Origin of the sequence: Bacillus sp. V59.32b, assembly GCF_003429085.1 — a bacterium.
Lineage (GTDB): Bacteria > Bacillota > Bacilli > Bacillales > DSM-1321 > Peribacillus.
On the sequence record NZ_QVTC01000027.1, the window covers coordinates 1 to 19,948 of the forward strand.

Sequence of the window (19,948 nt, forward strand, 5' to 3'; positions counted from 1 at the left end):
GGCTTGCCAGTTCGTCCGCGGAAAGCGAGTAGATTCCATGACCATTTGAAAATCAACAATAGAATTTAACAGAGCCTAAAAAATAAATCGAAAAATATCTAAATTTTTCCTATTAAGTGTTCGATATAATATAATGATGATAGTGATGAAGTTTTTCCGCATAAGGGGGATTAAATAATGGAGCTAACCAACTGTCCAAATTGCGATACGCTTTTTGTTAAAAGTAAATTCCGCGATGTTTGCGAGTCTTGCTATAAAGAGGAAGAAAAGAATTTCGAAAAGGTTTATCAATTCATTAGGAAACGGGAAAACCGCTCGGCATTGATGCCGCAAGTAGTGGAAGCTACAGGTGTCGATGAGGATTTGATTATTAAGTTTATCAAAACTGGCAAGCTAAGAGTTTCTCAATTTCCGAACTTGGGAACGCCATGCGAGAAATGCGGAAAGGTTACGCAGAACGGAAGAATGTGTGATGATTGCAGTGGCAGCCTTCGTTCAGAATTAAAACAATTTGAAAAAGAAGAAACTCGCCGCCTTGAGATTGAAAAAAGGGATAAAAGTGCTACTTATTATACACATAAGAAATAAATAGTAAAAAATTCACGCGAATTCATAGGCCGTTGGATGGACAAAAGTTCAAAATGGTGCCTCAAAATAGCACAAAAGTCTTTGATTCGACAATCGGATTGAGAAATTTGTCAATAAAAAAATGAAGAAAAAAATTAAAAGATTGAAACCGTTGCCGATAATAAAATCAGAGAGAATTGTTACTCAGTCGAAAGAGAGGGTTGCAAAATGAAAATTAATAATATTGGTTCTTCAGGGGTTAACCCTTATAATCGCGAATACAACAAAATAGAAACTGCCAAAACAGCCAATGTGAAAGCTGATAAGCTGGAGATTTCCTCCACAGCTAAAGAGCTTCAGCAGTCATTACAAATTCCTGCGGAGCGGCAGGCTAAGGTGGATGAACTTAAAAATAAGCTTGAGAGCGGCACATACAAAGTGAATGTGCACGAAACAGCTAAAAGCATCATCGATTATTACTTTAAAAAATAGAGAGTGGACGGTCATTCGGCCGTCTATTCATTTAACCAAAACAACAGCTGAGGGGGTGACGGAATGTCCGCCGAACACATTCAAGCATCATTAGAAAAATTAGTCGAACTGCATAGAAGTCTGAACGAGCTGGCGACCAAAAAAACAGAGATCATCAAACAAGGGGACACCGAAGCCCTCAACCAGCTGTTGATGGATGAGCAAAAACATATTAAAGCAATCGAAGCGACGGAAAAAGAAAGACAAACAGCTGTGGCCGCCTTTCTTGAAATCGAAGGGCAGGAAGCTGAGCCGTCGACAATCACGAGAGTCCTAGAATTATTATCACCAAACGACGAGGAAGCTTTAAATAGATTAAAAGAAGAACTTATCTTAGAAGCAGAGACATTAAAGGAACAAAATTATTTGAATCAACAGCTAGTCTATCAATCACTACAATTCGTAAATGTTACTCTCGACATGCTGCTGCCGCAAAACAAGCAGTTTAACTACGACAAACCTGCCAAGCCTAAGCAGCAAGGTTCGAACAGCATGTTTGATTCAAGAGCATAGTTTTTATATTTAATTGAAACGGAGGAACCAAACATGCGTTCAACCTTTATGGGATTAGAAACAGCACGGCGGGGAATGGTTACCCAGCAAAGTGCGTTATATACGACCGGGCATAATATATCAAATGCCAATACGCCGGGGTTTTCTCGGCAACGGGTTAATTTCGCCACAACCACACCATATCCAGGTGTAGGGCTAAATCGACCGGGTATTCCCGGGCAGATAGGAACGGGAGTGGAAGCGGGCGTTGTGCAAAGGGTTAGAGAAGGATTCCTTGATATGCAGTTCCGCACCGAGAACACGAAAGTAGGCTATTACGGGACTTTAAGTGAGTCGCTTACCAAAATGGAAGAAATCATGAATGAGCCAACAGAGAGCGGCTTGCACAGTACGATGGAAAAGTTTTGGAATTCTTTGCAGACCCTTTCCAGTCATACCGAAAACTCCGGGGCTAGAGATGTGGTCGCGGAAACCGGTCAAATGGTAGCCGATACCTTAAATTACTACTATAATTCTTTAGATCGTATCAGAGGAGATCTAAATGAGGAAATAGTCCAGGTTAAACAAAGCCAGATAAACACTCTTATTGGGGATATCCATGATCTTAATGATAAGATCAGTCAAATTGAACCGAATGGCTATATTACAAATGATCTGTACGACCAACGGGACTTGCTCGTTGATAATCTTTCAAAAATGGTAAACATCAAAGTAACGAAGGTGACTCCTAATAACTATGGAAATGCCAAGCCTATGGCAGAGGGGTTGTACAATATCGAACTACTTGACAAGGATTCTAATTCTTATAATCCCCCTATACAATTAGTAGAAGCTAATAAAACGGCTGGTGTAGTAGGGCATAAGACAATGGGCGTTCAATTGGACGCTAACGGAGAAATAACTTCTCTGAATTTCAACGGGCAAATCGTTTCAAATTTAGGCGGAGAGCTTGGAGGTTTCATTGAAAGCTACCAAGTACATTACCCAAAAATGCTTAACGATTTAAATGAAATGACAAGGGCATTTGCTAATGAATTTAACCGTATCCATGCACTCGGCTATGGTCTTGGAGACACTGCGCCATCAGGAATTAATTTTTTTGACGGTGTGACTGCCGGCGACCCAAATCCGGCAAAAACAATAAAAGTAAATCAAGCAATCTTGGACAGCCCTAATAAAATAGCAGCAGGCCAGGGGAACGGGGATTCAGGGAATAACCTCAATGCCTTGGAACTGGCAAATTTAAAGACCAAAAACTTTTCTCTATATCAACCTGCACCTACTTTGAATGGAAGTGTGGATACATTTTATTCTGGAGTAATTGGAAAATTGGGCGTTCTTTCACAGAGTATGCAAAAAAACAACTTAAACGCGACGATTCTTGCTGATTCCGTTGAAAAAAACCGCCAATCGGTAAGCGCAGTATCATTAGATGAAGAGATGACCAATATGATTAAATTTCAACATGCCTATAATGCGTCTGCTAGAAATATAACCGTAGTGGATGAAATGCTTGATAAAATCATCAATGGCATGGGTGTAGTCGGAAGATAAGGGGTGAAGTAAATGCGTGTAACACAATCAATGTTGTCCAATAATATGACAAGAAATATTAGCAACAGCTATGAACGTTTAGGAAAACTTCAGGAACAGATTTCTTCAAAGAAAAAGTTTACAAAACCTTCTGATGATCCTGTAGCGGCGATGCAAGGGTTGGGATATCGCACTGACCTTAATCGAATTCTCCAATATCAGAGCAATATCGGCGAAGTGAGGAATTGGGTCGACAGTACGGATGATGCACTGGATAAAACCGTACTGGCTCTGCAGAAAATACGCGAACTTACCGTGCAGGCGAGTAACGGGACGTTGGATGCCAGTCAAAGAGACTATATAACCCGAGAAATAGAGCAAATGAAACAGCAAATTCAATCGTTAGGCGATACAGAGGTAGGCGGAAAATATATCTTTAACGGAACCAAAACAAATCAACGGCCATCTTCAACTGGATTCAGTGGGGGTGTTATTGAGCTAGAGGTATACAATGGCATAAAATTACAGATTAATACGCCCGGTAAACAACTGTTTGAGCCATTAGTAGGTGATACGAGTATAACTCCTGCGAGTCCTGGTTATTTAGATACCCTGATCACTAAAATAAAAAATGATGATAATATTAGCGCTGAATTGGCGAATATGGATAAACATATTGATAACTTTCTTAGTGAGAGAGCAAGCATCGGTGCCCGTCAAAACCGGGTTGATTTAATGGATGACCGCTTGTCTCAGCAGGAGGTATTTTCAACGAGAATCCTCTCGAATAATGAAGACATAGATATTGAAAGAGCGATAATAGATTTGACGACACAGGAAAGTGTCCACAGGGCCGCGCTTGGAATAGGAGCACGGATTATCCAGCCGTCACTCATGGATTTTCTAAGATAAAGCTATCTTTTATGGATAGCTTTTTTCTTTAATTATATTATTAAATGTGAAAGAAATTTTCGGATTTAAATAGGAGTGAGCGCGATGCAATTTCCTCAAATTAGATTACAATCCCAGCCGGCCCTTATTGAAATTCAAACTAAAGCGGCTAATCAAAGCATTGAACAGCCCGGTCCACTAATCGATATTCAACAACCGCCTGCTGAGTTGACGATCGAGCGTGTTCCATCAAAGTTAACGATAGATCAGTCAAAAGCAAGAGAAGATGTGGACCTGAAAAGCATTGCAAAAAGAAAGGAAGAGTTTGCTGCGCAGGGATATCAGGATCTTCTTGCTGGCATCGCCCGGCGCCGACAGGATGGCGATGAATTGATGAGGATTGAAAATAAGGGAAACCCAATTGCAACGCAGGCAAAAAGAAACAGCGAAAAACCACCTCATGAATTTAATATTGGTTGGATTCCAGGCAGTAATTCCGTAAAGTTAAGTTATGAACCTGGGAGGGTTAATATTCAGGTTAAAGTAAATAGGCCGATTATCAATAGTGAAGCGAGAAAATCAGTGCACTCATATACACCTGCAGAGGTTGAAGTTCGTTTAAAGCAATATCAATCACTAAAGATAGATTTTGATAATTTAAAGTTTATAGGATTTAACTATGAACAAAATATATAAAGGGTGATGCAAATGAACATATTCTCGAAATACTCCGGAGAAGTTAAAATTGATGAGACAAAAATATTGAACTTTGAAAAAGGTCTTCCAGGTTTTCCAGAAGAAAAACAATTCATCATCTTGCCTCTTTCCGACGATGACACTCTGCAGATTATGCAGTCTGTTAAAACACCGGAATTAGCTTTTGTCATTACGAATGCTTTCCATTTTTTCAAGGGTTACGACTTCACCCTTGATGATGCTTCCATTGAACAACTTGAGCTAGAAGCACCTGAACAGGTTGATGTATTTAACATTTTAACGGTTCAGGATCCGTTCGAGAAGACTACAGCAAACCTCCAATCTCCTGTTATTATTAATAAATCTAATCAACTAGCTAAGCAGGTTATCTTAAATAATCCTGCTTTTACAACGAAACACCGCATTTTCGAACAGAAGATGATTTCCGAAGAGGGGTGAGAATATGCTGATATTAACCAGAAAAAATGGAGAGAGCATAAAAATTGGCGATAATATTGAAATTACGATAGTATCAGCGAAAAATGACCAGGTGAAGATAGGCATCAAGGCTCCAAAGGAAGTTGAAGTGATTAGAAATGAGTTATTTGAAGAAACTCTTAGTGAGAATCAAGAGGCCTCAATAGGGATTGAGGAGCTAAAGCAGATAATTAACAAAATTAAAAATAAATAATTCACAAAAACTATTAAACACTGAGAAACTTTTGACGATATTAATATTGTGAGAGACAGGGAAGGGCGGCCGACCTCACCCATTCTCAACAATATTACAGTTCACAAGGATGTGAACTCTACTTTCAAGGAGGAAACAAGAAATGAGAATTAATCACAATATTGCGGCTCTTAACACACACCGCCAATTAGCAACAGCAAATACTTCACAGTCTAAATCAATGGAAAAATTATCTTCGGGTCTACGTATCAACCGTGCTGGAGATGACGCTGCAGGTCTTGCGATTTCTGAAAAAATGCGTGGTCAAATCCGCGGTTTGGATATGGCTTCTAAAAACTCTCAAGATGGTATTTCCATGATTCAAACAGCTGAGGGTGCATTGAACGAAACTCATTCTATCCTACAACGTATGCGTGAATTAGCGGTTCAATCTGCTTCTGATACAAATACTACAGCTGATAGAGCTCAGATTCAAAAAGAAAATGCTGATTTGATTGCTGAAATTGACCGTATTGCAACTACTACTGAATTCAATACACAAAAGTTATTGGATGGTACTGGTGGAGCAACTGGGGTGTTCACTCTTCAAATCGGTGCGAATGCGACACAAAACTTAGCAGTTACTTTCGCAAGCATGAAATCAACTGATCTTTTCACAGCTGCTCCTGCCTTAGGTACTGATGCAACGACATCATCAGGAGCTATTACAGATATTGATACCGCTATCGGTAAGGTTTCAGACGAGCGTGCTCAATTGGGTGCGAAGCAAAACCGTTTAGAGCACACAATCAACAACTTGAATACAGCTTCTGAAAACTTAACTGCTGCAGAATCACGTATCCGTGACGTAGATTATGCTTTAGCTGCTTAAGCAGTGACAAGCACAGTCGTCCTGGCTGGTAACGGCCAGAGATCATAATCGGGTGAATTGCTGGAAACCCCTTAAAGCTTTTCTTGCCACAACGAAGTTGGAAACGACAAGCGTGATGGTTTGAAAAAAGAAAAGATTGGGCAATCAGCAGCCAAGCTCCTGTCTTGAAAGAGTGGAGAAGGTTCAACGACTAGGATATACCATCTAAGGCGAAAGCTATGATGATGAAATCCATAGGTGAAACAATGTCCATCAGCATTGTGAATCCGAAGTGCCCGACCCCTACTGGATTTCTAGAGGGTGAAGATATAGTCTGGTCATTTGTGAAAGCAAATGTTCGCACGATGGCGAAAGAAATGATGGAACAAACTAAGAACTCTATTCTTGCTCAAGCTGCACAAGCTATGCTTGCTCAAGCAAACCAGGCTCCGCAGGGAGTACTTCAATTATTACGTTAATTTTAAAGTGGAGGGCCTTAGAATTTCTAAGGTTCTCTTTTTTATCATAATAGATCCAGGGAGTTGTTTTCTTGAAAACATTGGCGTTGGTAATGATAGTGAAAAATGAGGAAAAAACTCTTGAAAGGTGTATTGATAGCGTAAAAGACTTAGTAAATGAAATGATAATTGTTGATACAGGTTCAACAGATCACACTAAACATATCGCGCTTGCTAGTGGTGCAAAGCTGTTTGAATATGATTGGGAAAACGACTTTGCAGCTGCAAGGAATTTTAGTATAAAACAATCAACTTCTGATTGGAATTTGGTCTTAGATGCTGATGAATACATTCTATCTAATCAACAATTGTTAAGAGAATTTATCGAAAAAAATGATAACTTGATTGGCAGAATAAATATTTTGAGCACTTTTTTAGACGATGAACAAGAAAAGATAGAATCATCCTATGTTTCCAGACTGTTCCCAAATGAAGAGATTTTCTTTAAAGGAAGAGTACATGAGCAGTTGGAGTCCAGTTTCCCACGAGTGAATATCTCTGTTAATGTTTCGCATGATGGTTATTATCAAACGGATAAAACCGACAGAAATTTGCCTCTTTTACTTGAGGAGTTAAAGGAATCACCAAACAATCCTTATATCCTCTATCAAATTGGAAAGCAATATTTTCTGAAGAAAAGTTATACTAAAGCAAGTAAATATTTTGCTTTATCATACCAACGCATAAATGCAAATTCATATTTTAAACCTAGGATGGTTGTTGATTATGTGTATAGTTTAATAAGAAGTGGAAGTTTAGATGATGGTCTAAAAATCATTGAAAAAGAAAAAAATAATCTTGATTTTTCAACAGACTTTCATTTCGTGTCCGGGATCTTTTATATGGAACTAGTATTTAGTAATGTGAATAAATACATCAATTTTTTTCCTTTAATTGAACGAGAGTATTTAAGGTGTATAGAAATAGGTGAAGTACAAAATCAAGATAGTGTAATGGGAACTGGAAGCTTTTTGGCCCTTTATAATTTAGGGTCTTTGTATGAAGCCACTGGGGATAATATAAAGGCTATAGAGTATTATAGGAAATCCTCAGCTTTAAATTATAAACCTGCTAATAATAGATTAGAAACATTACTAAATTAAACATTTGTTATAAATAAATTAAAGACAATAAAGAAATTATTGTCAAATTAAGGGATGTTAAAACACATTTTTACTATCAAACTTAATTGCATACCAGTCATAGATTGGACAATGTGAATACTATTTAATTGCGGGGTAGTTAACGTAACCTGATACCCTTTGTGAATTTCATTTAATTTTAATTGTTTTTCCAATTGTTCTTTAACTACAGGAAAATAAGTTTTCTTATTATTAACAATGTCTATAACTCTTGGGAGTCTTTCTAATGCATTATGAATTTCTTTAGTGGGTTTTTTAATCAGTAAGCTAGCAGGAAGGTAAATAGTAGTTCTTTTATCAGCAAAGGTTTCTTTAGGTGGAGGTAAAAATAATTTTCTGGACATTGATGGATGGACATGTTCTTCTATCAATCTAAGAAAATAATAAATTTGTATTTGATCATAAAGTATAAGACGGTTTTGTCCATCCAAGGAGAAACAAAGTCCATATTGAAGTTTAATCAGTTCTATTAACTTCGTATTCTCTAAGTTAGTAAAGGAGTCTGTAGAAAGAATTATTTTTCTTAATTTACCTTGAGATATTCTGAGATGTCCATCATCTTGGTACCACCAGGCGATACATTCGGGTGTTAACGTTTTTTCTAGTAAGTCAAAAGGAATAACTTTCACTCTATCTTGATACCATATAGATTGAAAATAATCATTAAGTTCACAGGTTAAAGATTGAACATAAAAACTTTCAGTATATCCCTTTTGAATTCGCGGATCTAGTGTCTTTTTATATATAGGAGGATTGAGTGGCATAATATTTTGTAACTGCTCGAAACAATATTGGCTCCATTCAAAATCAGTAATACAGTGCGTATAGCGAAAACGTGGCCGTCTGTTATCCTGTATGCTTAATCCTCCATCCCCAAGCATTTTTCCAGTAAGCATCGATAATTCTTCTAAAGGATATTTACTCAGTAAATTTGTTACTTTTTCAATTTTAATCATTCAAAACCCTCCGTACAGAACATATATTCCCCTTTATATTATAACTAATTTCTTTATAAACTGGAAATTTCAATGAAACTGTCGATATTACTAATAACATAATAATAGTAGGAGGAAGAAGCGATGATTGATCGTTTAGCAACAATTAACCTTTCCTCTCAGCCTAGAACAACAATCTCAGGAGGAAGTCCAGAAGTCCCCCAGATAGATATCTTTTCTAAGACAAATAATTCTGGCAATACGATCGAATTACCGAATGTACAAAAAACAAAAGAGCAAGTAGAGGATATAGTTATAGGCTTGAATCGGTTTTTAAAGCCATCTAATGCTTCTATAAAATTTGAATTTCATGAAAAATTAAATGAGTACTATGTAACGTTGGTGGATGACATAACCCATGAGGTCATTAGGGAAATACCACCAAAAAAAATGCTTGATATGTTTGCGGCCATGACAGAGTTTATGGGTTTGTTAGTGGATAGAAAAATTTAGGTGGTGGATGATTAATGGTACGAATAGGCGGATTAGCAAGCGGTATGGATATTGACCAGCTCGTCGGCGACTTGATGAAGGCTGAGAGGTTACCGCTTAATAAATTAATGCAAAGAAAACAAATACTTGAATGGCAACGTGACGATTACCGATCAATGAATACTTTATTGCTTAATTTTCGATCTGAATTGACACAAATGAAGCTAAGCTCGAATTTCCGGGCAAGGACGACAAGTTCAACAGATGATTCTCGAGTCTCGATAACGGCTAGCAGTGCTGCTAATCAGACTTCAAACTCTATTTCAAAAGTGACTCAACTGGCGAAGGGAGAGACGCAGCTAAATTTAAATCCACTAGCGCTCGATGCAGCTGGAGGTCTTTATACACAGACTGCTGGAACGGGTGATTGGAAAACAGGTGCGATAGTATCAAAGTCCTTAACTGTCCAAGATAATACAGCAGTAGCATCCGGTGGGAATTTCGAATATGATCTCAGCTTGACGAATCTTAACGCTACGGATCATAGACTGGACTGGTCCGTAAAAGTTAACGGAACCTCGTATAAGGTCACAACGGACCCGGCCAAACTGAGCGATAATACTGTATTGGTAGGTACCGATGGAAAACTTACCTTTAATAAAAAGTTTGCTGCTAATAGTGTTATTAAGGTTGATTATATAGCTCAGGACAAAACGGTTTCAACTTCATTAAGCAGTACTACCAGTACATGGAAGTTAGCGGACGGACCGGTAGTGGCTACTGGTTCACAGCTAAAGTTAACCAAGAACGTCACAGAGGGCGGAGTGGACACTACGACGGAAGTGTTTTTGGATATTGATATAAATGGAAACATCACTGATTCCACAGGAACAGTTGGAACACTTGACAAAGCCACTGGACTGATCACATTTACTCCAGCTATGGGTAATCATTTACCGCCGACAACGCCTGAGGCAGGAAAGACTTATAGCTATAAATTAGAGATGTCGTACAGCCACCAGTATACGAATTTTCAATTGGATACTCATACTTCAAAGGGAGCAAAGCATGAGAATATCCTGATTAGTGGCGGTGAATCACTCAATTCTGTAATTGTTAAGGTCAACAGTTCCAATGTAGGAGCATCTTTATTTTATGATTCACAGACGAAGAGAATGTCCTTATCAAGAACAGAAACAGGCGATTTTAATACTGACGCTGCAAATAATTTCGGCTATGAAATGGTCGCTAGCGGTAAATTTGTTACTGATGTTCTTAATTTTCATGATATAAGCACAGGTTCAATTCCTGCAGCAAATATAACTCAGGCTCAAAATGCAATGTTCACAATTAACGGTTTGGATACTGAGCGAACCTCTAATTCATTTGAAATGGATGGGGTAACTTTCACTCTTAAGAAGATATTCGCAGAAAGCGAAGGAGCAGTCAGCGTAAATGTAAATAATGATGCAGGTAAAGTTGTTGAGAATATTAAAGAATTTGTTAAAAAGTACAATGAAATGATTGATAAGATCCAAAAGAAAACTGGAGAAGAACGCTACCGTGACTATACTCCGCTTACTGATGAACAGCGAGAAGGATTGTCCGATAAGCAACAAGAGCAATGGGAAGAAAAAGCAAGAAGTGGGTTGCTTCGTAAGGACTCTGCCTTATCCAGCGTACTTTCTAAGATGCGGTTGGATTTCTATGCGCCGGTTAGTAATGATACAATCAGTTCGGCTTATGATCAGCTGTCCGAAATTGGTATCAAAACCTCGGCTAATTATTTAGAAGGCGGAAAACTTGTTATTAATGAAGCTGAACTGATAAAAGCAGTTGAAGCTGACCCGAAGAGCATTGAAACGCTGTTTAACGCTTCAGGAGATACAAACGATCAAAAGGGAATTCTCGACAGGTTATATGATTCCATTTCTGACAGTATGGATAGATTAAAGGCAAAAGCAGGGAACTCCTTTTCAACTCGGAAGCAGTTTACACTTGGGCGGGAACTGGATAATGTAGACTCCGGCATCGACCGTTTTGGAAGACGTCTGCAGCAGGTAGAAGACCGCTACTGGCGCCAGTTCACCGCAATGGAAAAGGCCATCCAGCGTTCAAACGAACAAAGCAGTTTTCTAATGCAGCAGTTTAGCGGAGCTTAATATAAAGGAAGTGTCTAATAATGGCCCTTGGTAATCCGTATCAAGCATATCAACAGAACTCAGTAAATACAGCATCAGCGGGTGATCTCACCCTCATGCTTTATAATGGCTGTTTGAAGTTTATTTCACAGGCAAAGATAGCAATAGCAGAAGGATCAGTTGAAAAGAGAAACACAAATATTCAAAAAGCCCAGAGCATCATTCAGGAATTGATGGTTACTTTGAACATGGATTTGGAAGTTTCCAAACAAATGATGACCCTGTACGATTATCTGCTCCGCCAATTAATTGAAGCAAATGTCAAAAATGATAGCAACATCTTAAATGAAGTGGAAGATTTTATTACAGAATTCCGTGATACCTGGAAACAGGTCATCCAAATAAACCGCCAGAAACAATACTCACAGGGCGGTTCTGTTTAATGAATCGTTTGCAAGCGTATTATGAAGCTACTGACCGATTAATCGTTCTGGTTGAAAGCCTTCAAAATGTTGACGATAGGGAAGAAGGCATTGTTAATATTGAAGCACTGCTTGACGATAGGCAAATCTTATTAAAAGACTTAGCTCAGCCTTATTCGGAAGCAGAAGTTGAACTAGGAAGAAAGCTAATTTTAATGGAGAAATCATTAAACGAAAATCTGCTTCGCATCAAACAAAAAATCGGCCTCGACCTTAAAGAAGTTAAGCAGAAAAAAGAAAATAATCAAAAGTATGTAAATCCTTATCCATCGCTTGCTGATGATGGGATGTTTTATGATAAAAGAAAATAGAAATTTTCTTTAAGCCAACCACGTTTTTCAGGCATGGTTGGTTTTCTTATGTCATAAGAATTGTTATAATAATGTAAATACGATACCATCCATATTTACAACTTTCGACTCATTTTTCATAATTCGACACAAATTAGTAACTGTTTGTGAAGGGTTTGTTAAGGGTATCGTAGAATATAACTATATAGTCTTATTCTAAAGGAGGACTCACTTTATGAATTACAACGTTCGCGGTGAAAACATTGAGGTAACTCCAGCAATTAGAGAGTATGTAGAGAAAAAAATCGGCAAATTGGAACGGTATTTCAGTAATACCCCAACTGCTGATGCACATGTGAATTTGAAGGTTCTTAATAACACGTCTAAGGTAGAAGTGACGGTCCCCATGACGAATTTGGTATTGCGCGCCGAGGAAGCAAATGCTGATATGTACGCAGCGATTGACCTGATTACCGATAAGCTTGAGCGCCAAATTCGTAAACATAAGACGAAGGTCAATCGCAAGTTCCGGGCGACTGGAAGTACTTCCGAAATGTTCGCAACAACCTTGGAAGAAACTGAGACCGTTCCTTTCGAGGAAGAAGAGGATAACGACTTAGAGGTTGTCCGTAATAAACGCTTCGACTTGAAGCCGATGGATAGCGAAGAAGCGATCCTGCAGATGAATATGCTGGGACATAATTTTTTCGTTTACACAAATGCTGAAACCAGTACAACCAATGTAGTGTACCGTCGTAAGGATGGCCGCTATGGTTTAATCGAGCCAAATTAAATGGATGATAAATGAAATCAACGCAGTCCTGAAAATTTCGGGACTGCGTTTTAATTTATTAAACGATATATAATGGAGAAAGATTAGGAAAAATCTTTAAACTTATCAAGGCAATCTTCACATGTTACGTTATCAACCGGCTTAAACACAATGCTTCGTAAATCTTTTCTGTTCAGTTCATAAAAGGAATGGTGTTTAACACCGCATAAGCAAATTTGTTGATCTTCTACTATATGGACGACTTGGTTGTTTTTACTTTGATAGGTTGGGTAGAACATTCCATTTTCCTTTCTTATTCCCTTTTGGAAAAAGTGTCAGATAAATATTATTGCTATAACAATTTACGTATCGATTACTGAGAAAAAGTAAAGCTAATAGTACGTTCATCTCTAGTATATCTAAAAATATAGCAAAATTTCTATATAATACTAGTATATTTTTTGTAAAATAGGAGGATTTGACTATCTCGATCATCCTTATCTAGCGCAGCTTTTAGCCGCTGATATTTTGAAAAAGGCTGGAATGAGTCGTGGACTGACGGAAGGGTCGCCGGATGATAAAATAGGAGAGAATGTTAAGTAATGAACTGGGACCCGATTTTATAATTCCCTTGATTTTATTGGGGAGTGGGGCAGAGAGGGAGATTTCAATTGAAGCAGGCCGATATTTTTATGGCTTTCTTTCGGGTTGGGATACTTGGGTATGGCGGAGGACCGTCATCCATTCCGCTCGTTAAGAAAGAAGTCGTTGAGAAATATAAATGGATGGAAGCTGATGAGTTCGGCGATATCCTTGCCTTGGCGAATGCGCTGCCAGGTCCGATTGCAACCAAGCTTGCGGGATATATCGGCTACCGTGTCGGCGGGATTTGGGGTCTGTTCAATGGGCTTCTCGCGACAATGGTGCCGACGATTTTATTAATGATATTGCTTTTAAATGTATTGAATTCCTATAAAGATCAGCCGTGGGTGAAAGGGATGGCCGCTGCTGTTGTCCCAGTTGTGGCCGTTATGCTGCTGACGATGACGTGGGAATTTATTAAGAAGTCGATGAATTCGAGCTTGGGACGATTTTGGACGTTTGTTTTAGTAGCTGCCAGTTTGGTCTTAATGCAAGCAGTAAACATTCATCCGGCGATTATTATTTTTGCCTTATTATTGGGGGCTCTTTTGAAAAGAAATTCTCCTGCAGAAGAAAAGGAGAATCCGACATCATGATCTATTTACAAATTTTCTGGGCGTTTTTCGTACCTGGCATACTCGGCTACGGGGGCGGTCCATCTTCAATTCCTTTAGTTAAAAAAGAAGTAGTGGACAATTACGGCTGGATGACGGTAACTGAATTCAGTGAAGTGCTCGCTATTGGGAATGCGCTGCCAGGTCCGATTGCCACGAAGATGGCAGGTTATATCGGCTATGAACAGGGCGGAATAGTAGGAGCGTTCATGGGTGTGTTCGCGTCTGTTGCCCCATCATTAATTCTAATGCTTGGCTTGCTCGGCTTGCTGATGAAGCATAAAGAGTCACCGCGCGTGAAAAGGATGACCGTTGTAGTAAGGCCTGTTATTGCCGTCTTGCTGGGCGTGATGACCTACGATTTCTTCTTTTCTTCCTATGAAAGCGTCGGCTGGCTTCAAACTGCCGTCATTGGCGCGCTCAGTTACGTATTGATGGAAAGGATGAAAGTGCATCCTGCATATGTTATAGCAGGTGCCCTGATTTATGGTGCATTGTTTCTATAAGGAACCTACAGGCTCTTGCCTACAGGTTCCTTTTTTATTTGTATTAGCTATCCTTGACACATAATAAGACTCGTTAGCTATTTTGTTCCGGTTATTTTGATCAATTTTATTAACATAAATATTCATTGTAAAAAAAACATAAAGACTATAACAGCAAAGTAAACATCAACTTTGTCTTTAAGCCGTCCCGCGTATAGTACTGACCTACTTTCTTAATATTATGTCCCTCGTAATCTGTAGTGAACATTTACACTCCGTTCATAGAAATTACAAATCCAATATAATGTTTGAAAAACCGTAACATAGCTTACAAATCCTTTGAAATTACTCAACATGCGCTTCATTATTGCCCGCTATAATTCGACATAGTCAGTAATTAAAAGTTCCTGGGGTGATAAAGTTGTGAATTCAGAAAAGGTCTATAACATCTACCATGATTATCCAATCGTCGAAGCCTCCAATACTAGACTATCAAAGCATGCACTTCAATATCTCTATATTAAGAGGGGTATTGATATAGTCCTTGCAGGCATTGGATTTCTCCTTTCACTGCCAATCATTTTAGTATTTGCGCTTCTTATTGTTCTTGAAACACCAGGATCTCCTTTTTATTTCCAGGACCGTTTAGGAAAAAACGGGAAGACGTTTAAGATTATCAAGCTCAGATCTATGAGAATAGATGCTGAAAAAGAAGGGGCAAAGTGGGCTGCAAAAGAGGATTGCCGGGTCACAAAGGTAGGAAAATTCATCCGGAAAACGAGGATTGATGAGCTGCCCCAGCTGCTTTTAGTGTTAAAAGGGGACATGTCCATAGTGGGCCCTAGACCCGAAAGGCCTGTTTTTGCCAAGCAGTTCAGCAAGGAAATCAAGGGGTTTGAGAATCGTCTTCTCGTAAAGCCGGGACTAACTGGACTAGCGCAGGTTAATGGGGGATATAACATCACCCCAAAAGAAAAATTACGTTATGACTTGGAATATATTAAAAATCTAGCATTTGTTCTTGAACTGAAAATTATTTTAAAAACTTTTAAAATTCTATTTACCGGTGAAGGAGCACGTTAATAAGGCGGGGAAAATCAATGTCATCCATCACGGGACAACTTACAAAGGGAGCAAAATGGACGGGTATATCAACGATGATTATTACCGTCATTCAAATCATCCAGTTTATCTTGCTTGGGAATCAAATGAGCATCTCTCAGTTTGGACTGGTAGGGTTGCTAACTATCGTGATGGTTTTTGCTCAAATCATCCTTGATTCGGGGTTTGGTTCAGCCATCATCCAAAAAGAACAGGTATCAAACCGGATGCTTTCGACTTTATTTTGGCTGAATGTGGTGGTTGGTATTGTTTTGTTTATCGTCTTATTTTTCACTAGTGGATTGATTGCTCACTTTTTTCATCGCAGCGAACTGAGTGAATTAATACGAATATTAGCGGTGGTGTTCTTAGCTGCTCCGATTGGACAGCAAAGCCAATATTTGCTGCAAAAAGATTTACGATTCAATCAACTTGGCAAGATCGAGACGATTTCAGCCACTGTTTCCTTTTTTATATTAGTGATTTTGATCTTCACGATTAATCCTATTTATGCATACGTCATTTCACAGGTTGTTTTATATTCGCTAAAAAGCATTTGGTATTTTGTAAGCTATGCGAAAACATGGCGGCCAGGGTTTGCTTTTGATTTGAAGGAATGCAGCGAGATCTTATCGTTTGGGGCCTTTCAACTATCATCCCGGCTTGTTAATCGCATCGGATCCAATATCGATGTTATCTTAATCGGCCGGTTTATGGGCGCTGAAGCATTGGGGGTTTACAATCTGGTCTATCAGATTGTTACCATCCCGGTATTAAGGATAAACCCGATTATGACGAGGGTGGCCTTCCCGTTATTTTCGAAAAACCAGCATAGCCATACAGCCTTGAATGATGGATTTTTGCATATGACGAAGTTCTTAAGTGTTATTACATTTCCGATGCTGATGGGACTCGCGTCCGTGTCCGATCTATTTATCCTCACCTTTTTCGGTGAAAAATGGAGCGGAGCCATCCCTATCCTGCAAATCATGGCTATCGTCGGGATCTTAAGAGTGTTAATGAATCCAAGCGGCAGCATCATTCTCGCAAAGGGGAAGGCGAACATTGCTTTTTATTGGGATGCTGGCATGCTCCTGCTTTACGGGGTTTCTTTAGGGATTGCCGTCACCTCAAACAGTCTGCAAATTGTCGCCTGGACCTATGTTTTGGTCAGCATTGTTAACTTCATAATGGGACGCTGGCTGCTAGCGTGGCTAATAGGGCTTCGCTGGAGCCGTTACTTGAATACGGTAGCAATGCCATTTGCTCTGTCGCTGCTCATTACAGCGGTGGCTTACGTTATTAATAAAAGCTGTGCGCACTATTTTTCAGAAGCCACTATTTGGCCTCTTATCATTTCAGTAGGGGTTAGCGCAGGCCTTTATCTGCTGCTCTTATCCAAGGTTTATCCGGGATTTTTCTCAAAGCTATTAAAAATGAGGACTGGGGGACGGCCGCTATGAAGGTTTTGTGGATAACAAGTGTCTATCCCAGTACGGAACAGCCTGGCAGCGGAGTCTTTCATGAAACGCAAGTACAGGCCTTAACACAATTAGGAATCGACGTTACGGTGATTTGTCCTGTGCCTCGGAATCCATCTATTTTTCAATATTTTCGAAAGCAATATCGTTTGAATAAAGAATTGCCCCTTGTTTATGAGCGAAAGGGAGTTACCGTTTATCGGCCTCCCTATCTCGCTCTTCCAGGGCAGTTGAGGTGGGCGCAGCCGGATCACCGGATTGCTGCATCTGTTCTGGAAACGATGTCTGCTTATAATCTGGACTTCGATTTAATCCATGCCCATTTTGCAATGCCGTCAGGCGGGGCAGCAAAACTGGTTGCAGCGCAGAAAAAACTTCCATGGATCTTAACATTGCATGGAAGTGATGTGAATGTTTACCCCCACTATAGCAAAGGGGCGATGAAAGCATTCCTGCAGTCGGTAAAGTCGGCTGACGGGCTTCTGGCTGTTGGCAGCAGCCTGCAGAAAAGAGCAAAAGAAATGACCGGGAGAGACAGCACAGTACTCCCAATTGGAGTCGATCTTTCCCAGTTCCAGCCATCTAAACAATCTAAGCTGGAGGTTCGAAATCGCCTCGGTCTCCCATTGGATAAAAAAATGATTCTGTTTGTGGGGAGATTAACGGAAGCAAAAGGAGTGTTTGAGCTTGCGCAGGCGCTGGAAAAGGTTCCGGACGAGGTGGCTCTTGTATATGTCGGCGATGGGCCGGCTAAAGAGAAACTGCACGCTCATCCGGAGTTTAATAACAGGCTTTTTCTATCCGGGCAAGTTGAGAATGCTAGAGTGAAAGATTATCTGTTTACATGTGATTTGTTTACACTCCCTTCATACACGGAAGGGATGCCAACCGTTTTAATCGAGGCGCTTGCCATGAAGGTCCCGGCCATTTGTACAGCAGTGGGGGGTGTCCCTGAGCTTTTTGGAGAGCACCGGAACCTGCTCATCGAACCAAAGTCAGCAGCAGGTCTTGCAGAACGGATCCAGGCTTATTTATCCGGAAATCTGGATCTGCAAAAAATAGGTCAGGACCTTTATTCACACATACAGAAAAACTATGATGCATCAGAAAATGCCATGTTGCTGAAAGAAAAATATATAAAAACGATAGGATCCAAACCTTTAAACGGTTAAAGCAGTAAGGATAAATTTGAAGATGAAACAGAGAAGGAGACGATGAATGTGAAGAAAATAGCGGTAATTGGAACAGGCTATGTTGGTCTTGTATCTGGAACTTGTTTTGCTGAAGCCGGCAACCAGGTGACATGCTGTGACATTAATCAAAACAAGATATCGAATCTCCTGCAGGGAATCATGCCGATATATGAGCCAGGATTAAAAGAGCTTGTCCAAAAAAATGTTGACAGTGAAAGGCTCTCCTTTTCTACAAATATAAAAGAAGCGGTCCGCAATGCTGAAGTGGTCTACATTGCCGTGGGTACGCCGATGTCAGCAACGGGCGAAGCCGATTTAACCTATGTAAAACAAGTGGCCGAAACGATTGGTGAAAATTTGAATGGCTACAAGGTCATTGTTACAAAAAGCACGGTGCCTGTGGGAACCGGAAAGCTGGTTGAATCGATCATCCATAATTATTCTCCTGATAACCATTCTTTTGATATTGTGTCCAACCCTGAATTTTTGCGTGAAGGCGCGGCGATTCAGGAAACGATGAATATGGAACGCGCTGTAATTGGCGCAACAAGCGACAAAGCCTATGGGATAGTTGCTGAACTTCACAAACCATTTACGTCAACGATTGTTAAAACCACTGTGGAAAGCGCTGAACTGATTAAATACGCTGCCAATGCCTTTTTAGCAACCAAGATTTCTTTTATTAATGATATCGCCAACATCTGTGAGCGGGTCGGTGCCGATGTGACCAAGGTTTCAGAAGGAATTGGCTTAGACAGCAGAATTGGGAAAAAGTTTTTACAGGCAGGTGTCGGATTTGGCGGCTCTTGTTTTCCTAAAGACACATCTGCGCTTCTTCATATCTCGCAGGAATGCGGCTACGATTTTAATTTGCTCAAAGCAGTAATGGAAACAAATGAAGGCCAGCGCGATCGTGTAGTCGAAAAGCTGACCGCTGCTTTAGGCTCCTTAAAAGGGAAAACGATCAGTGTTCTTGGACTTGCATTTAAGCCTAATACGGATGATGTGAGATGTGCTCCAGCCATTGACATTATTCCACGATTAAGACAAATGGGAGCGACTGTCAAAGCGTTTGACCCGATCGCGATCGAAGAGGCGAAAAAACAGCTCGGCAATCAATGCACCTATTCAGATGATATCTATGAAACGATTAAGAACACAGATGCATGTGTCATTATAACGGATTGGAACGAAGTCAAGGCACTGGATTTAACAAAAGTGAAGCGACTATTAAAACGACCGCTAATTGTTGATGGGCGCAACCTGTTTGATTTGGAACTTATGAAGAATCACGGGTTTTCGTATATATCAGTGGGAAGACCGGCGGTGCATAACGAAAATACGCTGATTTCCCATGTGATTTAAGAAAAATTATCAGGTAAAAGGAG

General features: G+C 39.8%; 23 protein-coding genes. 22 read left to right on the forward strand and 1 reads right to left on the reverse strand.

What is annotated here, in order from left to right:
* Positions 1-177: 177 nt before the first annotated feature.
* From D0463_RS07405 to D0463_RS07455, 11 genes are all read left to right on the forward strand, one after another.
* Positions 178-588 carry a TIGR03826 family flagellar region protein gene (locus D0463_RS07405; RefSeq protein WP_367946569.1) on the forward strand — a complete coding sequence of 137 codons (411 nt, stop codon included), beginning with the start codon at positions 178-180 and terminating at the stop codon, positions 586-588.
* A 207-nt stretch (positions 589-795) separates the two neighbouring features.
* Complete coding sequence (flgM, locus tag D0463_RS07410; RefSeq protein WP_117306744.1) at positions 796-1,059, forward strand: flagellar biosynthesis anti-sigma factor FlgM; 264 nt, start codon at positions 796-798, stop codon at positions 1,057-1,059.
* A 63-nt stretch (positions 1,060-1,122) separates the two neighbouring features.
* A complete protein-coding gene (locus D0463_RS07415; protein WP_117306745.1) occupies positions 1,123-1,611 on the forward strand; it encodes a flagellar protein FlgN in 489 nt (162 codons plus the stop codon).
* A gap of 33 nt (positions 1,612-1,644) precedes the next feature.
* Positions 1,645-3,165, forward strand: a complete 1,521-nt coding sequence (gene flgK, locus D0463_RS07420) for a flagellar hook-associated protein FlgK (RefSeq protein WP_117306746.1) — start codon at positions 1,645-1,647, stop codon at positions 3,163-3,165.
* 12 nt (positions 3,166-3,177) lie between these two features.
* Positions 3,178-4,056: a flagellar hook-associated protein FlgL gene (gene flgL, locus D0463_RS07425; protein ID WP_117306747.1), complete on the forward strand. Its 879-nt coding sequence runs from the start codon at positions 3,178-3,180 to the stop codon at positions 4,054-4,056.
* 84 nt (positions 4,057-4,140) lie between these two features.
* A complete protein-coding gene (locus D0463_RS07430) occupies positions 4,141-4,731 on the forward strand; it encodes a DUF6470 family protein (RefSeq protein ID WP_117306748.1) in 591 nt (196 codons plus the stop codon).
* 12 nt (positions 4,732-4,743) lie between these two features.
* Positions 4,744-5,190: a flagellar assembly protein FliW gene (gene fliW, locus D0463_RS07435; protein ID WP_117306749.1), complete on the forward strand. Its 447-nt coding sequence runs from the start codon at positions 4,744-4,746 to the stop codon at positions 5,188-5,190.
* 4 nt (positions 5,191-5,194) lie between these two features.
* Positions 5,195-5,422: a carbon storage regulator CsrA gene (gene csrA, locus D0463_RS07440; RefSeq protein WP_117306750.1), complete on the forward strand. Its 228-nt coding sequence runs from the start codon at positions 5,195-5,197 to the stop codon at positions 5,420-5,422.
* 142 nt (positions 5,423-5,564) lie between these two features.
* Positions 5,565-6,293, forward strand: coding sequence for a flagellin N-terminal helical domain-containing protein (locus D0463_RS07445; RefSeq protein ID WP_117306751.1), 729 nt, complete (start codon positions 5,565-5,567; stop codon positions 6,291-6,293).
* 221 nt (positions 6,294-6,514) lie between these two features.
* On the forward strand, positions 6,515-6,751 hold the full coding sequence (locus tag D0463_RS20380; RefSeq protein WP_301950630.1) for a flagellin: 237 nt from the start codon (positions 6,515-6,517) through the stop codon (positions 6,749-6,751).
* A gap of 71 nt (positions 6,752-6,822) precedes the next feature.
* Entirely contained in the window at positions 6,823-7,893 is a 1,071-nt protein-coding gene (locus D0463_RS07455) for a glycosyltransferase (protein ID WP_117306752.1), read from the forward strand.
* A 47-nt stretch (positions 7,894-7,940) separates the two neighbouring features.
* Here the strand turns inward: D0463_RS07455 and D0463_RS07460 are convergent, their stop codons facing one another.
* Entirely contained in the window at positions 7,941-8,888 is a 948-nt protein-coding gene (locus D0463_RS07460) for an endonuclease (protein ID WP_117306753.1), read from the reverse strand.
* Positions 8,889-9,011: 123 nt separating this feature from the next.
* Here D0463_RS07460 and flaG point away from each other — a divergent pair, with 123 nt between their 5' ends.
* The 11 genes from flaG to tuaD all read left to right on the forward strand — a co-directional run bounded on the left by flaG (position 9,012) and on the right by tuaD (position 19,925).
* The gene (flaG, locus tag D0463_RS07465; protein ID WP_117306754.1) at positions 9,012-9,380 is read left to right on the forward strand and encodes a flagellar protein FlaG; all 369 of its coding nucleotides are present in this window, start codon (positions 9,012-9,014) and stop codon (positions 9,378-9,380) included.
* Between the two features lie 14 nt (positions 9,381-9,394).
* Positions 9,395-11,521 carry a flagellar filament capping protein FliD gene (fliD, locus tag D0463_RS07470; protein WP_117306755.1) on the forward strand — a complete coding sequence of 709 codons (2,127 nt, stop codon included), beginning with the start codon at positions 9,395-9,397 and terminating at the stop codon, positions 11,519-11,521.
* 20 nt (positions 11,522-11,541) lie between these two features.
* On the forward strand, positions 11,542-11,943 hold the full coding sequence (fliS, locus tag D0463_RS07475; protein ID WP_117306756.1) for a flagellar export chaperone FliS: 402 nt from the start codon (positions 11,542-11,544) through the stop codon (positions 11,941-11,943).
* Positions 11,943-12,293 (forward strand): flagellar protein FliT, encoded by a 351-nt coding sequence (gene fliT / locus D0463_RS07480; RefSeq protein WP_117306757.1) that lies wholly within the window; start codon positions 11,943-11,945, stop codon positions 12,291-12,293. Before fliS ends, fliT begins: the two co-directional genes overlap by 1 nt.
* Before the next feature lie 214 nt (positions 12,294-12,507).
* Complete coding sequence (gene hpf / locus D0463_RS07485) at positions 12,508-13,065, forward strand: ribosome hibernation-promoting factor, HPF/YfiA family (RefSeq protein ID WP_117306758.1); 558 nt, start codon at positions 12,508-12,510, stop codon at positions 13,063-13,065.
* A 650-nt stretch (positions 13,066-13,715) separates the two neighbouring features.
* On the forward strand, positions 13,716-14,282 hold the full coding sequence (locus D0463_RS07495; RefSeq protein ID WP_117306760.1) for a chromate transporter: 567 nt from the start codon (positions 13,716-13,718) through the stop codon (positions 14,280-14,282).
* Entirely contained in the window at positions 14,279-14,806 is a 528-nt protein-coding gene (locus D0463_RS07500; RefSeq protein ID WP_117306761.1) for a chromate transporter, read from the forward strand. The genes D0463_RS07495 and D0463_RS07500 overlap by 4 nt, the downstream gene beginning before the upstream one ends.
* Before the next feature lie 402 nt (positions 14,807-15,208).
* Positions 15,209-15,868 carry a sugar transferase gene (locus tag D0463_RS07505; protein WP_117306762.1) on the forward strand — a complete coding sequence of 220 codons (660 nt, stop codon included), beginning with the start codon at positions 15,209-15,211 and terminating at the stop codon, positions 15,866-15,868.
* Between the two features lie 17 nt (positions 15,869-15,885).
* Complete coding sequence (tuaB, locus tag D0463_RS07510) at positions 15,886-17,349, forward strand: teichuronic acid biosynthesis protein TuaB (protein WP_117306763.1); 1,464 nt, start codon at positions 15,886-15,888, stop codon at positions 17,347-17,349.
* Positions 17,346-18,539 (forward strand): teichuronic acid biosynthesis protein TuaC, encoded by a 1,194-nt coding sequence (tuaC, locus tag D0463_RS07515; protein WP_117306764.1) that lies wholly within the window; start codon positions 17,346-17,348, stop codon positions 18,537-18,539. Before tuaB ends, tuaC begins: the two co-directional genes overlap by 4 nt.
* A gap of 48 nt (positions 18,540-18,587) precedes the next feature.
* Entirely contained in the window at positions 18,588-19,925 is a 1,338-nt protein-coding gene (gene tuaD, locus D0463_RS07520) for a UDP-glucose 6-dehydrogenase TuaD (RefSeq protein WP_254052735.1), read from the forward strand.
* Positions 19,926-19,948: the final 23 nt, after the last annotated feature.

What these genes read in the sequence shown, in the direction of transcription:
- D0463_RS07405 (WP_367946569.1), top strand. Translation starts at nt 178, where the DNA reads ATGGAGCTAACCAACTGTCCAAATTGCGATACGCTTTTTGTTAAAAGT.
- flgM (WP_117306744.1), top strand. Translation starts at nt 796, where the DNA reads ATGAAAATTAATAATATTGGTTCTTCAGGGGTTAACCCTTATAATCGC.
- D0463_RS07415 (WP_117306745.1), top strand. Translation starts at nt 1,123, where the DNA reads ATGTCCGCCGAACACATTCAAGCATCATTAGAAAAATTAGTCGAACTG.
- flgK (WP_117306746.1), top strand. Translation starts at nt 1,645, where the DNA reads ATGCGTTCAACCTTTATGGGATTAGAAACAGCACGGCGGGGAATGGTT.
- flgL (WP_117306747.1), top strand. Translation starts at nt 3,178, where the DNA reads ATGCGTGTAACACAATCAATGTTGTCCAATAATATGACAAGAAATATT.
- D0463_RS07430 (WP_117306748.1), top strand. Translation starts at nt 4,141, where the DNA reads ATGCAATTTCCTCAAATTAGATTACAATCCCAGCCGGCCCTTATTGAA.
- fliW (WP_117306749.1), top strand. Translation starts at nt 4,744, where the DNA reads ATGAACATATTCTCGAAATACTCCGGAGAAGTTAAAATTGATGAGACA.
- csrA (WP_117306750.1), top strand. Translation starts at nt 5,195, where the DNA reads ATGCTGATATTAACCAGAAAAAATGGAGAGAGCATAAAAATTGGCGAT.
- D0463_RS07445 (WP_117306751.1), top strand. Translation starts at nt 5,565, where the DNA reads ATGAGAATTAATCACAATATTGCGGCTCTTAACACACACCGCCAATTA.
- D0463_RS20380 (WP_301950630.1), top strand. Translation starts at nt 6,515, where the DNA reads ATGATGAAATCCATAGGTGAAACAATGTCCATCAGCATTGTGAATCCG.
- D0463_RS07460 (WP_117306753.1), bottom strand. Translation starts at nt 8,888, where the DNA reads ATGATTAAAATTGAAAAAGTAACAAATTTACTGAGTAAATATCCTTTA.
- flaG (WP_117306754.1), top strand. Translation starts at nt 9,012, where the DNA reads ATGATTGATCGTTTAGCAACAATTAACCTTTCCTCTCAGCCTAGAACA.
- fliD (WP_117306755.1), top strand. Translation starts at nt 9,395, where the DNA reads ATGGTACGAATAGGCGGATTAGCAAGCGGTATGGATATTGACCAGCTC.
- fliS (WP_117306756.1), top strand. Translation starts at nt 11,542, where the DNA reads ATGGCCCTTGGTAATCCGTATCAAGCATATCAACAGAACTCAGTAAAT.
- fliT (WP_117306757.1), top strand. Translation starts at nt 11,943, where the DNA reads ATGAATCGTTTGCAAGCGTATTATGAAGCTACTGACCGATTAATCGTT.
- hpf (WP_117306758.1), top strand. Translation starts at nt 12,508, where the DNA reads ATGAATTACAACGTTCGCGGTGAAAACATTGAGGTAACTCCAGCAATT.
- D0463_RS07500 (WP_117306761.1), top strand. Translation starts at nt 14,279, where the DNA reads ATGATCTATTTACAAATTTTCTGGGCGTTTTTCGTACCTGGCATACTC.
- tuaB (WP_117306763.1), top strand. Translation starts at nt 15,886, where the DNA reads ATGTCATCCATCACGGGACAACTTACAAAGGGAGCAAAATGGACGGGT.
- tuaC (WP_117306764.1), top strand. Translation starts at nt 17,346, where the DNA reads ATGAAGGTTTTGTGGATAACAAGTGTCTATCCCAGTACGGAACAGCCT.